The 12,290-nt window shown below is 72.3% G+C and carries 13 protein-coding genes; 4 read left to right on the top strand and 9 right to left on the bottom strand.

The window, feature by feature from the left end:
* The first annotated feature begins 28 nt into the window (after positions 1 to 28).
* Together ACZ42X_RS02865 and ACZ42X_RS02860 are read left to right on the top strand one after the other, a co-directional pair.
* Positions 29 to 598: a DUF3885 domain-containing protein gene (locus ACZ42X_RS02865; protein ID WP_468283570.1), complete on the top strand. Its 570-nt coding sequence runs from the start codon at positions 29 to 31 to the stop codon at positions 596 to 598.
* A gap of 56 nt (positions 599 to 654) precedes the next feature.
* Complete coding sequence (locus tag ACZ42X_RS02860) at positions 655 to 1,143, top strand: macro domain-containing protein (protein WP_468284114.1); 489 nt, start codon at positions 655 to 657, stop codon at positions 1,141 to 1,143.
* A gap of 191 nt (positions 1,144 to 1,334) precedes the next feature.
* On the opposite strand, the gene ACZ42X_RS02855 is transcribed toward ACZ42X_RS02860, so the two are convergent.
* The 6 genes from ACZ42X_RS02855 to ACZ42X_RS02830 form a co-directional block, all read right to left on the bottom strand.
* A complete protein-coding gene (locus tag ACZ42X_RS02855) occupies positions 1,335 to 1,901 on the bottom strand; it encodes a hypothetical protein (RefSeq protein ID WP_468283568.1) in 567 nt (188 codons plus the stop codon).
* A 276-nt stretch (positions 1,902 to 2,177) separates the two neighbouring features.
* A complete protein-coding gene (locus ACZ42X_RS02850; RefSeq protein WP_468283566.1) occupies positions 2,178 to 3,167 on the bottom strand; it encodes a cation diffusion facilitator family transporter in 990 nt (329 codons plus the stop codon).
* Between the two features lie 113 nt (positions 3,168 to 3,280).
* Positions 3,281 to 4,255 (bottom strand): sphingomyelin phosphodiesterase, encoded by a 975-nt coding sequence (gene sph / locus ACZ42X_RS02845; RefSeq protein WP_468284112.1) that lies wholly within the window; start codon positions 4,253 to 4,255, stop codon positions 3,281 to 3,283.
* Between the two features lie 163 nt (positions 4,256 to 4,418).
* Positions 4,419 to 5,189, bottom strand: a complete 771-nt coding sequence (locus ACZ42X_RS02840) for a DJ-1/PfpI family protein (RefSeq protein WP_468283564.1) — start codon at positions 5,187 to 5,189, stop codon at positions 4,419 to 4,421.
* Between the two features lie 103 nt (positions 5,190 to 5,292).
* Positions 5,293 to 6,042, bottom strand: a complete 750-nt coding sequence (locus ACZ42X_RS02835; protein ID WP_468283562.1) for a DJ-1/PfpI family protein — start codon at positions 6,040 to 6,042, stop codon at positions 5,293 to 5,295.
* 197 nt (positions 6,043 to 6,239) lie between these two features.
* On the bottom strand, positions 6,240 to 7,187 hold the full coding sequence (locus ACZ42X_RS02830) for a GlxA family transcriptional regulator (protein WP_468283560.1): 948 nt from the start codon (positions 7,185 to 7,187) through the stop codon (positions 6,240 to 6,242).
* A 148-nt stretch (positions 7,188 to 7,335) separates the two neighbouring features.
* On the opposite strand from ACZ42X_RS02830, the gene ACZ42X_RS02825 reads away from it, so the two are divergent.
* Positions 7,336 to 7,845, top strand: coding sequence for a F0F1 ATP synthase subunit B family protein (locus ACZ42X_RS02825; protein ID WP_468283558.1), 510 nt, complete (start codon positions 7,336 to 7,338; stop codon positions 7,843 to 7,845).
* 157 nt (positions 7,846 to 8,002) lie between these two features.
* Positions 8,003 to 8,908 (top strand): oxygenase MpaB family protein, encoded by a 906-nt coding sequence (locus ACZ42X_RS02820; RefSeq protein WP_468283556.1) that lies wholly within the window; start codon positions 8,003 to 8,005, stop codon positions 8,906 to 8,908.
* Here the strand turns inward: ACZ42X_RS02820 and ACZ42X_RS02815 are convergent.
* The 3 genes from ACZ42X_RS02815 to ACZ42X_RS02805 are packed head-to-tail and all read right to left on the bottom strand — an operon-like array spanning position 8,844 to position 12,088.
* The gene (locus ACZ42X_RS02815) at positions 8,844 to 10,274 is read right to left on the bottom strand and encodes a GH1 family beta-glucosidase (protein ID WP_468283554.1); all 1,431 of its coding nucleotides are present in this window, start codon (positions 10,272 to 10,274) and stop codon (positions 8,844 to 8,846) included. The two genes, ACZ42X_RS02820 and ACZ42X_RS02815, sit on opposite strands and share 65 nt — an antisense overlap.
* A gap of 36 nt (positions 10,275 to 10,310) precedes the next feature.
* On the bottom strand, positions 10,311 to 11,153 hold the full coding sequence (locus ACZ42X_RS02810; protein ID WP_468283552.1) for a carbohydrate ABC transporter permease: 843 nt from the start codon (positions 11,151 to 11,153) through the stop codon (positions 10,311 to 10,313).
* Entirely contained in the window at positions 11,150 to 12,088 is a 939-nt protein-coding gene (locus tag ACZ42X_RS02805) for a carbohydrate ABC transporter permease (protein ID WP_468283550.1), read from the bottom strand. The genes ACZ42X_RS02810 and ACZ42X_RS02805 overlap by 4 nt, the downstream gene beginning before the upstream one ends.
* Positions 12,089 to 12,290: the final 202 nt, after the last annotated feature.

The raw sequence follows: 12,290 nt of genomic DNA, 5'->3' as shown, positions 1-12,290 counted from the left end.
ACCAATGATGTGAAAGTAGGGATCCGCGATGTCGGAGAGCGGACAGGCCGCGCTGACGGAGCTGTGGCAGCGGCGTTGGCCAGGCTGCGCTCCGGTGGGGCACCTGCTCAGTGGTGCACACGCGACGGTGTGGGTGCGCTTCCACAGTCTCCCGGGCTCCCAGCGCTACCCCGAGGACGAGAGCGAGTACACGACCGTCCTGGAGCACCACAACACCGTGCTGGACGAGCTGTTCGCGGGGGCGGATGTGTACGTGATCCGCGCGGTATGGACGAACGGGCCCACTGTCCCCCCGCATGCACCCGAGGCGGGCTATTGGCAGTCCTTGTTGGTGGAGGACGACCCCGATCCGGACTTCCGTATCCACTCCCACCTCTTCACGGAACGCCGCCCCTGGCGGCGAGGGTGCATCGACGGCCTGCTGCGCCAGGTCGCCGACGACGAGGTGGCCGATGTCCTCATCACCGACACCGGCATGGAGCGCGTCTACCACCCCTACGACGGTGGTGCTGATGTCCTGCTCACCACCCCTGCGGAGCGGGACAGGCTACGCGACCGGCACGCCGACTGGCTTTCCGATCACCCGGCCGGCCTCTGAGGAGCACGCCGCGGCGATTGTCAGTGGCGTCTCGTACGGTGGTTCGCATGACGGGGATGACGGAAACTGCGCAGGTTTCGTACGTACAGGGGGACGCCACCACGCCGGTGGGCAAGGGCGTCAAGATCATCGCGCATGTCTGCAACGACCTGGGCGGCTGGGGCAAGGGCTTCGTCCTCGCCCTCTCACGGCGCTGGCCGGAGCCGGAGGCCGCCTACCGGCGCTGGCACAGGGAGCGGGCCCGTAATGACTTCGGTCTGGGGGCCGTGCAGTACGTCCAGGTGGGGCCGTACCTGTGGGTGGCGAACATGGTGGGGCAGCGGGGGATCCGCACGGGCAGCAAGGGGGTGCCCGTGCGGTACGAGGCGATCGACGCCGCACTGGACAAGCTCGGCGCCAAGGCCGCCGAGCTCGGGGCCTCGGTCCACATGCCGAGGATCGGCTGCGGGCTGGCGGGCGGGAAGTGGTCCCGGGTGGAGCCGCTGATAGCCGAGCGGCTCGTGGCGCGGGGCATACCGGTGACCGTGTACGACCACGTCGGCTGAGCCCGCGTCAGACGGTGCGGCCGGCAGTCCGGGCGCGTCCGTCCGCCCGCGTCCCTCCGCCCGCGTCCCTCCGCCCGCGTCCGGCCCCGGCGGCGGGCGCCGGCTCCGCCGAGCCGCCGGCGCGCCCGTCCGCAGGCGGACGCGCCGCTGCCGGGCCGACTTCGGTGGCGGAGCCTGTACGCGGCCGGAGGTCAGACGCGGCGGGTCTGCTGGCCGGCCGTCCCCGCGCCTTCGCAGGCGGGGTCCTTGGGCGGGTTGGGCGGAGCGAACTGGACGCAGCTGGTGGTGGGAGTCACGTTGCCCACGACCTCGACGAGCCGGAAGCAGACGTTGATGCCGACCTGCTTGTCCATCGGGCCGAGGACGAGATCGGGACGGAGGAACGGAACGATGGTCCAGCAGCCGTTGCCGGAAGGGAGGATGTACCAGCGCTGCACGTCGGCCCGCTGGCCCTCTTCGTTGAGCGGGCGGGCGTCCTGGAGCAGAATGCCCGTTCCGGTGGGGTTGTTGGGGTCGATCGCCATCTGCTTCTCGTCCGTCATGGCGCTTTGCAGACGGTAGACGACGTTGCCGTCGCGTACGTCCTCACAGATGACCTTCCACAGGTGCTTGTTGTCGTTGATGGTCGACAGGGGATAGGTGCGGATCTGGAGGTCCCACTCCTTGGTGATGTAGCCGCCACTGAGCTGGTGCACGATCATGACCGGCTCGCCCTTGCAGGCGGAGCTGACGACGGCGCTGAGGGAATTCTGGTACATCGCTTTTCCCTTTCTTGGTTCCCGGGCGGCACGCGGACGCATTTCAGGACCGCGCGCTTTCGTGGGGGCGTCGGACGGTTGTCCAGACGGTGATGTGGTGCTCATTCCCTCGTGCGCGAGGCCGACCCTGAAATGGCAATCACCCGCCACATTCGCCCCGCCGTGCGCGCCGCGCGTATCCAGCACATTCCGTATGTGGAAACCGAAATGTGGTCCCTTGATTTCCCGGAAAGGCCGCGCATTCCCGTCCCCGGCGCTCGCCGGCGGCCGGGGCGGCTACGCGCTCCGGCCGCCCACGGCCGGGAAGTGGTGCGCCAGCGCCTCATGCGGGTCCGCGTCCGCCGCGTGGCCGTGGTCCACGTGGACGGTCACCGCGGTCAGGCGCGGCACGGCGTGCAACAAGGCGTGCTCCGCCGCTACCGCCACCGCGTGCGCCTGGACGACCGTCAGCGACGGGTCGACCACCACGGACGTCTCGGCGCGCAGCGCATGCCCCAGCCACCGCATGCGCACGGCCCCTGCACCCCGCACCCCCTCGACATGGGAGAGCACATGCTCCGCACGGTCCACCAAGGCCGGGTCCACCGCGTCCATCAGCCGGTGCCAGACCTCCCGCGCCGCGCCCCGCAGCACCAGCAGGATCGCGGCCGTGATGACGAGCCCGATCAGCGGGTCCGTCCACCGCCACCCCACCGCCGCGCCGCCCGCGCCCAGCAGCACGGCCAGTGAGGTGAACCCGTCCGTCCGGGCGTGCAGCCCGTCGGCGACCAGTGCGGCCGATCCGATGCGCCTGCCCGTACGGATGCGGGCGCGCGCCACCCACTCGTTGCCCGCGAAGCCCACCAGCCCGGCCGCCGCGACCGCCGGCAGATGGCTGACCGGCTGAGGCTCCAGCAGCCGCCTTACCGCCTCATACCCGGCGAACACCGCCGACGCCGCGATCACCAGCACCACGAACACGCCCGCCAGGTCCTCGGCGCGCCCGAAGCCGTACGTATAGCGGCGCGTGGCGCCCCGGCGGCCCAGCACGAAGGCGAGCGCGAGGGGCAGTGCCGTCAGCGCGTCCGTCGCGTTGTGCACGGTGTCACCGAGCAGCGCCACCGAACCCGACAGCACGGCGACGACCGCCTGGGCGACGGTCGTCGCGGCCAGCACCCCGAAGGAGAACCACAGGGTGCGCAGCCCCTCCGCCGACCCTTCCAGTGCGGCGTCGATCCGCTCGTGGGGGTGGTGGTGATGGCGGTGGTGGTGTCCATGACCCGTCATGGACACCACCATGGCAGCTCAACAGCCCTGCAGCCACTGTGGTGATACGCCCTCCGACCAGCTGCGAAGCAGTCGCGACTGCGAGCCGTCGGCTACTGGCCGGCCATGGTCCGCTACCGGCCGGACGCCACGACCGGATAGTGGTCGGACAGGTTCGTGTACGTGTACCGCGTGCCCCAGCTCGACACCGTCCAGGGCGCGCTCTGCTCCTTGATCACGTCGTTGGTCCAGCCGGCGGGCCGCGCATGACCGGCGCGGTGCAGGACGTAGTCCAGGTCCTCGCGCGGGTCGTCGGGGTAGCGCTCCGCGGCGATCGAGTTCTGCTCGGTGTCGAAGGAGTACGGGTGCCCCGTGCGCGCGTCCGCGCCCGCCAGCCCCGCGTCACCGAGCATCGCGGCGTACTCGGCGCTGTGCGAGTCGACGTTGAAGTCGCCGGCCACCAGCACCTGCTCGGACGCCGGGATGTTCTTCGCGTCCAGGAAGGCGTCCATCGCCTTGAACTGGCGGCTGCGCACCTGCGCCGCCTCGCCCGCCGAGCAGCCCGGGTCCGTCGACTGGGCGTGCGTGCCCACCACATGCACGCGCGCGCCGCTCACGTTCAGCACCGCGTAGACGAAGCCCTTGTTGGAGTACCAGTCCGCCCCGCACGCGTCCTTGTAGACGTACTGCTCCTTGCGCACGATCGGCCACTTGCTGAGCACGGTGACCCCGCCGTCCTCTGGCGTCGTCGCCGAGTACGCGCCGCCGGTGGCGTCCCAGCCGTCCCTGCTGCGCCCCATCACCGGCGTCTGGTACGGGTACTGAGCGGCGGAGTTGCGCAGGAGCGCGTCGGAGGCGCCGTTGTCGAACGCCTCCTGGAGCACGACGACGTCATTGCCCTGGTAAAAGCCCGTCTTGGGTATCTCCGCCGCGCGGTGGTCCTGGCCCCAGTTCGGGTAGAGGGTCTTGCTGAAGAGGAACGCGTTGTACGAGAGGACCTTGAGGTTCGGCGTTCCGGCGGCGGACGCGGCGGAGGCCGAAGGGCCGGTGGCGGCCAGCGTGGCGGCGGCGAGCGCCACGGGCACCGCGGCGGACAGGGAGCGGCGGATGAGGGAACGGCGGACCAGGGAACGCGGCACAACGAACTCCTGAGGAGTGAGGGGGGGTTGGACGTGGCGCCGCACATCACATCATCTGCGGTTACTTTCCGGTAGCCGTTGGATGGACCTTTCCCGACACGCTCCCGACACCTGAGAGAAAGGATGCGGATCCTCAGCGCCCCGCGGCGGGCGACGTCCACACCGTTCCGCGCGCCTCGTACTCGAGCATGGCCTCCAGACCGGTCGCTGCGTCCGGACCCAGCTCCCGGCGTACGAGCCAGAGGGCCAGGTCCAGGCCGGACGTGACGCCGCCGGCCGTCACCAGGTCACCGTCGTCGACGACCCGGGCGTTCTTCACCACGCCGCCCTGGTCCTGGAGGTCCTGCCGTGCCCTGTGGTGCGTGGTGCAGGGCCGGTTCCGGGTCAGACCGGCAGCCGACAGCAGCATCGTCCCCGTGCACAGCGCGCTGATGGTGAGGCCAGGGCGCGCCGCCGCGGCCAGGGCCCTCGGCAGCGTGCCGCGCTGGATCTCGGCCCAGACGCCGGGGCTGCCCCTGCGGGCGTACCCGCCGCCCGGCACGACCAACAGGTCCGCCCGGTGCGGTGCCCAGGGGCGAACGCCGTGGACCTCCGTGCCGTACGCGGCCCTGACGGCCGTGGTCGCGGTCCCGGCGACGCTGACGTACCCGACCTCCACCGGCCGGTCGGTGAAGAAGGCGGCGGCGGAGAAGACCTCGTAGGGCGCGATGAAGTCGAGCTCCTCGACGCCCTCGTAGAGGACGATGTGCACGCGCAGGGGCTCGCCGCCTCCGGCGGCGGGCGGCTTCGGAGCGGCCGACGCGGAAGGCGCGGCGGCGGAGGCGGGGGCGGCGGCAGCCGCGCCCATGGCCAGGGTCGTGGCGCCGACCGCGGTCGAGGCACGGAGCAGGTCTCGGCGGTTCACGCAGGTCTCCCAGGGGTGTGGGGCGGGTCGGTGGACAGGTGGTTCGGCCGCGATGCTCGGCCCCGACGGCTGACGGCTGACGGCTCCGATGGCGGCGGAAGGCTCACGCCCGGTCGGGGGCGCGGCGTCGGGAGCGCCACACGGTGCCGCGGCGCTCGTACTCGAGCACCTCCTCGGCGAAGACGGCCGTCTCGTGGCCGTAGAACCGTTCGACGAGCCAGAGCCCGAGGTCGATGCCCGAGGTGACGCCCCCGCAGGTCACCAGGTCGCCGTCGTCGACGACCCGACCGCCGACCACCTGCGCGCCCTGAGCGCGGAGGTCGTCCTTGGCGATGTGGTGGGTGGTGCAGGGCCGGCCCTTGGTGATGCCGGCGGCGGAGAGCAGCATCGTCCCGCTGCACACGGCCGCGAGGACCAGTCCCGGCCGCCGGGCCTCCGCGAGCGCCCTGGGCAGCCTGCCGCGGTCGATCTCCTTCCGCAGGCCCGACCCGGGACCGTACCCGCCGCCCGGCACGACGATCAGGTCGGCCGCGGATGGCGACCAGCGCGCCCGGCAGACGATCTCCATGCCCGCGGTGGTGACGACCGTCCGCGGCCCGTCCGCCGTGACGAAGGTCTGCTCGACCGGACCCCGGTCCCCGATGATGCCGAAGACCTCGACCGGTCCCGCGAAGTCCTGCTCCTCCACGCCGTCGTACAGCACCGTGTGTACGCGCAGGGGCTCGCGACGCCGTCGGCCCGGGCCCGCCGGTGAGCCGGCCGCCGCAGGGCCGGCGCCCGCGAGGCCGGAGCCGGCGGCCCCGATGCCGACCGCGGCGGCGGCGCTCGAACGCAGCAGATCGCGCCTGTGCATGGATCCTCCAGGGAGAGGGGGAAGCGCCCCAGGGGACACCGCATGCGGCCCCTGAGGTGCGACGACGGGCCCAGTCTTCCGACGGAGGACGAGAGGGGACAGTGGCCTGGGTGCCCATGTGGCGCAAGATGCGGCCACGCCCCGGGGGCGTGCACGCGCCCCGGCGCCTCGCCCCGGAAGCCTCACACCCGAAAGCCTCACACCCGGAAGCTCGCGCGGTACGCCTTAGGGGTCGTGCCCACCTGCCGGGTGAAGTGGTGCCGGAGGGCCTCGATGGACCCGAAACCGGTGCTCTCCGCGATCCGGCCGATCGGTACGTCGGTGGTCTCCAGCAGTTCCCGGGCACGCTGCACCCGGTGTGCGAGCAGCCACCGCAAAGGGGTCGTCCCGGTCTGCGCCCGGAAGCGCCGCGCCAGGCTGCGCCTGCTCATCGCGGCCTGGGAGGCGATGTCGGCGATCGCCAGCGGCCGGTGCAGGTTGTCCCGCATCCACCGCAGCGTCCCGCCGAGGTAGTCCGTGTCGGTGCCGGGCTCCCGGTGCTCGATGAACTGGGCCTGGCCACCCTCCCGTTGCGGAGCCATGACGATCATGCGGGCCACGTCGGCGGCGACCGCTGCGCCCTGGTCCCGGCGCACGATGTGCAGGCACAGGTCGAGGCCGGCGGCGATGCCCGCGGAGGTCAGGACGTCCTCGTCGTCGACGAACAGCACGGAGGGGTCCACCGTCACCTCGGGGAACCGCGCGGCGAGGTCGTCGGCGAAGCGCCAGTGCGTCGTCGCCCGGCGCCCTTCGAGCAGCCGGGCCCGGGCCAGGACGAAGGCGCCCGTGCAGATGGAGGCGATGCGTGCTCCCGAGGCCGCCGCCTCCCTCAGCAGCCGGACCACCCGCGGGTGCGGCGCCTGGTCGGCGGCGATGCCCGGCACGATGACGGTGTCCGCGCCGCGGGCGTCCGCCAGACCGTACGGGGCGGTGAGGCGGAAGGGTTCCGCTTCACCCGCCCGCGTGGTGACGGCGCGGTCCGCGCAGACCCTGATCTCGTACGCGGGCGTCCCGTCGGGCCTGCGCGCGAAGGCGAACACCTGGCAGGGGGTGGTCAGGTCGAACGCTGACACTCCGTCAAGAGCGAGTACGGCAACCACATGCATGGGGCCGCACGGTACGCCGGGCGCTTCACCCCGCCCCGACCGGGCTGCCCCCACCGCCGCGGGGCCGCCGCGTCAACTCCCGTCCGCACCGCTCGTGTCCCGCCCCGCCCGGTCGGGACGGATCGAGAGGAGTCGGTAGGATCCGGACATGGACTCGACGGTGACTCTTGCCCGGAACACCGAGGTGTTCCCCTTCGATCTCGGACCGCTCAACCCCGTGTGGGCCGAACTCATCATCGGCGTCGTGTTCTTCGGCGCCACCTTCCTCATCATGGCCACGGTGATCCTGCCCCGGATCAACCGCACCCTGCAGCAGCGCCAGGACGCCATCGAGGGCGGTACCGACCGCGCCGAGGAACTGCGCGAGCAGGCCGCCCAGCTCCGTAGCCAGTACGAGGCCGAGCTCGCCTCGGCGCGGCACGACGCCGCCCGCATCCGCGCCGAGGCGCACGAGCAGGGCGCGGCCGCCCTCGCCGCCGCCCGCGAGGAGGGGGCGCGCGAACGCGAGCGGATCCTCGCCGCCGGGCACACCCGCATCGCGGAGGAACGCGCCGCCGCAGCGTCCACCCTCGGCGACGACGTGGAGGCATGGGCACGCACCCTCGCCGAGCGGATCATCGGCGAACCCGTCCCCGCCCGCCCCGCCGACCGCCGCTGATCCCAGGCCCGAGAACCCAGGCTCCAGGTTCGAAGCCCCTGGCCCGAGCCGGGGCACCGGCACCCGCGCCCCCGCCTCCGCCGCCCACCCTCGGTGATCGATACTGGTACCGGGGCCCACCCCGGGCCCCGGAACCGCACCGAGGAGCACGTCGGCCATGGCAGCAGCAGACCCGGCACCGCCACCCCCCGGCGGCGTGCTGTGGACCCTCGCGGGCGACGTCCGCGGCCTGCTCATGCTGCCCGGCGCGCTCACCCTCCAGGTCGCCCACCCCGCCGTCGGCGCCGGCGTCGACGAGCACTCCGTCTTCCGCACCGACCCCTGGGGCCGCGGCGAACGCTCCCTGCGCTCGCTCCAGCTGTGGGTGTACGGGGGCGAGGCCGCCGCCGAGGAGGGCCGCAGGCTCCGGCGGCTCCACAAGACCATCCAGGGCACCGACACCCGCGGCCGCCGCTACCACGCCCTCACCCCGGCGAACTACGCCTGGGTCCACGCCACCGGCTTCCCCGTCTTCCACCACGCCTACCGCTACCTCGTGCGTCCCATGACCGAGGCGCAGGAGCGGCGGCTGTACGCCGAGTGGTTGCAGGTCGGCCGGATACTCGGCCTCCACGACCGCGACATGCCGCAGACGATCGAGGACTTCTGGCCGTACTACCGCAAGATCCTCGCCGAGGAGATCGAGGCCACCGTCGTCGTCCGGGAGCTGGTCGCCACCGACAGCCCGGTGCCCCCGCCCGACCGTGGACCGCTCCCGACGCGGCTCCTCCTGCGCGCCCTGTGGCCGGTGCTGCTCCCGCCCCTCGCCCGCTTCCGCCGCTTCGTCACCATCGGCTTCATGCCGCCCGACGCGCGCGCCGCGCTCGGTCTGGAGTGGTCGGACCGGCAGGAACGCACGCTGCGCCGCTTCGGCCGCGTGGTACGAGCCCTCGTCCCCGTCCTGCCCGAGCGCCTGCGCTATCTTCCGCTGGCGCGTGAGGCCCGCCGACGGCACCGTCTCAGTTCGGCAGCGTGCCCGGCCCGCCCAACCCGCCCGGCCCGGCCAGCCCGCCCCGCGCGATGACGTCCGCGTACCACCGCGCACTGTCCTTCGGCGTACGCCGCTGGGACGCGAAGTCCACGTGCACGATGCCGAACCGCTTGCCGTAGCCGTACGCCCACTCGAAGTTGTCCAGCAGCGACCACAGGAAGTAGCCGCGCACGTCCACCCCGTCCGCCAGCGCCCGGTGCACCGCCGCGAGGTGCGCGTGCAGGTACGCCACCCGCTCGGGGTCGTGGACGTCGCCCGACGGGTCGGCGTAGTCGTCGTACGCCGCGCCGTTCTCCGTCACCAGCAACGGTACGGAGGGCAGCTCATCCCGCAGCCGTACCAGCAGCTCGTACAGTCCGTCGGCGTCCACCGGCCAGTCCATCGCGGTGCGCGGCCCCGGCGCCGGTACGAAGCGGACGTGCGCCTCCGCGCCCGGCCAGGGCGACGGCGCGTCGGACGTCCCCGCCCCGACGACCGTGGGGGAGTAGTAGTTGATCCCCAGCGAGTCGACCGGCGCGGACGTCACCTCCAGGTCCCCGTCCCGCACGAACGCCCAGTCCGTCAGCCCGGCCGTGTCCGCCACCAGGTCCGCCGGCAGCCGCCCGTGGAACACCGGGTCCAGGAAGAGCCGGTTGCCCAGCGCGTCCACCCGCCGCGCCGCGTCCTGGTCGGCGTCCGAGTCCGACAGCGCCCTCACCGCGTGGAGGTTCAGCGTCAGCGACACCTCCGCCGACGCCGGGAGCACTGCCCGCAGGGCCCGCACCGCGAGCCCGTGCGCCAGGTTCAGGTGGTGTGCCGCGCGCAGCGACGCGACCGGCTCCGTGCGGCCCGGCGCGTGCACCCCCGAGGCGTACCCGAGGAACGCCGCGCACCACGGCTCGTTCAGCGTCGTCCAGGTGGCGACCCGGTCGCCCAGCGCGCCCGCCACCAGCGCGGCGTAGTCGGCGAACCGTTCCGCCGTCTCCCGCTGCGGCCAGCCGCCCCCCGCGGCGGAGCCGCTGATGTCAGCGGTTTCCAGCTCCTGCGGGAGGTCCCAGTGGTAGAGCGTGGCCACCGGCCGGATGTCCGCCGCCCGCAACTCGTCCACCAGCCGCCGGTAGAAGTCCAGCCCCTTCTGGACCGCGGGCCCCCGCCCCGTCGGCTGCACGCGCGGCCACGCCACCGAGAACCGGTAGTCCGTCACCCCCAGGTCCTTCATCAGCGCGACGTCCTCGTGCATCCGGTGGTAGTGGTCGGCGGCGATGTCACCGGTGTCGCCGTTGCGCACCTTGCCCGGCGTACGGCTGAAGGTGTCCCAGATGGACGGCGTCCGGCCGTCCTCGTCGGCGGCGCCCTCGATCTGGTACGCGGCCGTGGCCGTGCCCCAGCGGAAGCCGGCCGGGAAGCTGAGGTCGGTCATGAGACTCCCAACGAAAGATGGAGGGGAAAGGGAAGGTCAGCCCTTGACGGCGCCCTGCATGATGCCGCCGACGATCTGGCGGCCCAGCAGGCCGAAGACGAGCAGTACGGGAAGGGTGCCGAGCAGCGTGCCCGCCATGATCACGGACTGGTCGTGGACATAACCGCCGCCCAGCTGGCGCAGGGCGACCTGCACGGTCGGGTTCTGGGAGGACAGCGCCACGATCGGCCAGAAGAAGTCGTTCCAGGCCGCCATGAACGTCAGCATGCCCAGCACCGCCATCCCGGGCCGCGCCACCGGCACCACGATCGACCAGAAGATCCGCGCGTTCGACGCGCCGTCCACCCGCGCCGCCTCGATCAACTCGTCCGGCAGCGACTGCACCAGGAACTGGCGCATGAAGAACACCCCGAACGCCGACACCAGCCCCGGCAGGATTACCGACTGCAGCTGATTCACCCACTCCAGCTTCGCGATCAGCATGAACAGCGGGATCACGCCCAGTTGGGGCGGAATCATCATCGTGCCCACGGTCACCGCCAGCAGTGCCCCCTTGCCGCGGAAGCGCAGCTTGGCGAAGGCGAAGCCGGCGAGCGTGCAGCACAGCACCGTACCGACGGTGATCGAACCCGACACGATCAGGGAGTTGAGCAGGGCCGTGCCGATGTCCGCCTCCTCCAGCACCGCCTCGACGTTCCGCACCAGGTTCGGGCCGGGGAGCAGCGCCGGCGGCACCTGCGCCAGATCCGCGTTCGAGCGGCTCGCGGCGACGATCGTCCAGTAGAACGGGAAGGCGGAGACCAGCACGGCGGCGATCAGGATCGCATACGCGACCCTCCCCCCGTGGAGCGTGCGCCCCGCGCGTCGCTTCACGGTCATCGGACGGCCTCCTTGCGGGCACGGCGGCGCACGACCAGGGCGTTGACCCCGACCAGGACCAGGATCAGCAGGAACATCACCCAGGCGACCGCGGCCGCCCGGCCCAGGTGGAAGAAGCCCCAGCCCTGCTCGTACAGGTACAGACCGAGCGTCTGGTACTGGTGCGAGATACCGCCCGACACGCTGCCCTCGAAGAGCAGCGGCTCCCCGAAGAGCTGCGTCGCCCCGATCGTCGACACCACCACGGTGAACACGATCGTCGGCCGCAGGCCCGGCAGCGTGACGTGCACGAACTGCCGCCAGCGCGACGCGCCGTCCATCTCCGCGGCCTCGTACAGCTCGGTCGGGATGGACTGCATGCCCGCGAGGTAGATCAGGGCGTTGTAGCCGGTCCACCGCCAGATGACGATCGTCGACACCGCGACCTGCGAGGCGACGGTACCGGTCTGCCAGTCCACCGGGCCGAACCCGACCACGCCCAGCAGGTGGTTCACCAGGCCGAAGTCCCGCCCGAAGAGCTGCGCGAACACCAGCGTCGCGGCGGCGACGGACGTCGCGTACGGCAGCAGCATCGCCGTCCGGAAGAACGTCCGGCCACGGAGCCTGTAGTTCAGCAGGTGCGCCAGGCCCAGCGCCATCACCAGCTGCGGGACCGTCGACAGCACCCCGATGGTGAAGGTGTTGCGCAGCGAGAGCCAGAAGAAGTCGTCGGCGAAGAGCGCGGTGTAGTTGGCCAGGCCGCGCCACTGCATGTCACCGGGGGTCTGGAGTTCGACGCGGTAGAGCGAGACGAAGGCGGTGTAGAGGAGGGGGAAGAGCCCGAAGGCGGCGAAGAGGGTGAAGAACGGCGCGATGTACGCGTACGGCGAGGCCGCCCGCCAGAGGCGCCGGTACGTCGCGCCGCGCGCGGCGGCGGGTGGTGCGTGGAGGGTCACGGTACGGGGCCCTTCGAAGTTCGGCGCGCGGCGAGGTGCGCTGCGCGGTGCGTGCTGTCCGGTGGGCGGGTGCGGGCCGCTGCGCGGGGCTTGCTGCCGCGGTGGGCTTTGGGCGGGGCCGGGGGGTTCGGTGGGGGGGGGGGGGGGGGTCTTTTCCCCCCCCCTCCCTCCCTTCCCGCGCTTTCTCCCCCCCCCCCCCCCC

The sequence above is a fragment of the Streptomyces sp. NPDC030862 genome (genome assembly GCF_055571835.1).
The sequence above is the reverse complement of the archived record's forward strand: the minus strand, read 5'-3'. Positions and strand labels throughout refer to the sequence as shown.

What these genes read in the sequence shown, in the direction of transcription:
- ACZ42X_RS02865 (WP_468283570.1), top strand. Translation starts at nt 29, where the DNA reads ATGTCGGAGAGCGGACAGGCCGCGCTGACGGAGCTGTGGCAGCGGCGT.
- ACZ42X_RS02860 (WP_468284114.1), top strand. Translation starts at nt 655, where the DNA reads ATGACGGAAACTGCGCAGGTTTCGTACGTACAGGGGGACGCCACCACG.
- ACZ42X_RS02855 (WP_468283568.1), bottom strand. Translation starts at nt 1,901, where the DNA reads ATGTACCAGAATTCCCTCAGCGCCGTCGTCAGCTCCGCCTGCAAGGGC.
- ACZ42X_RS02850 (WP_468283566.1), bottom strand. Translation starts at nt 3,167, where the DNA reads ATGACGGGTCATGGACACCACCACCGCCATCACCACCACCCCCACGAG.
- ACZ42X_RS02835 (WP_468283562.1), bottom strand. Translation starts at nt 6,042, where the DNA reads ATGCACAGGCGCGATCTGCTGCGTTCGAGCGCCGCCGCCGCGGTCGGC.
- ACZ42X_RS02830 (WP_468283560.1), bottom strand. Translation starts at nt 7,187, where the DNA reads ATGCATGTGGTTGCCGTACTCGCTCTTGACGGAGTGTCAGCGTTCGAC.
- ACZ42X_RS02825 (WP_468283558.1), top strand. Translation starts at nt 7,336, where the DNA reads ATGGACTCGACGGTGACTCTTGCCCGGAACACCGAGGTGTTCCCCTTC.
- ACZ42X_RS02820 (WP_468283556.1), top strand. Translation starts at nt 8,003, where the DNA reads ATGGCAGCAGCAGACCCGGCACCGCCACCCCCCGGCGGCGTGCTGTGG.
- ACZ42X_RS02815 (WP_468283554.1), bottom strand. Translation starts at nt 10,274, where the DNA reads ATGACCGACCTCAGCTTCCCGGCCGGCTTCCGCTGGGGCACGGCCACG.
- ACZ42X_RS02810 (WP_468283552.1), bottom strand. Translation starts at nt 11,153, where the DNA reads ATGACCGTGAAGCGACGCGCGGGGCGCACGCTCCACGGGGGGAGGGTC.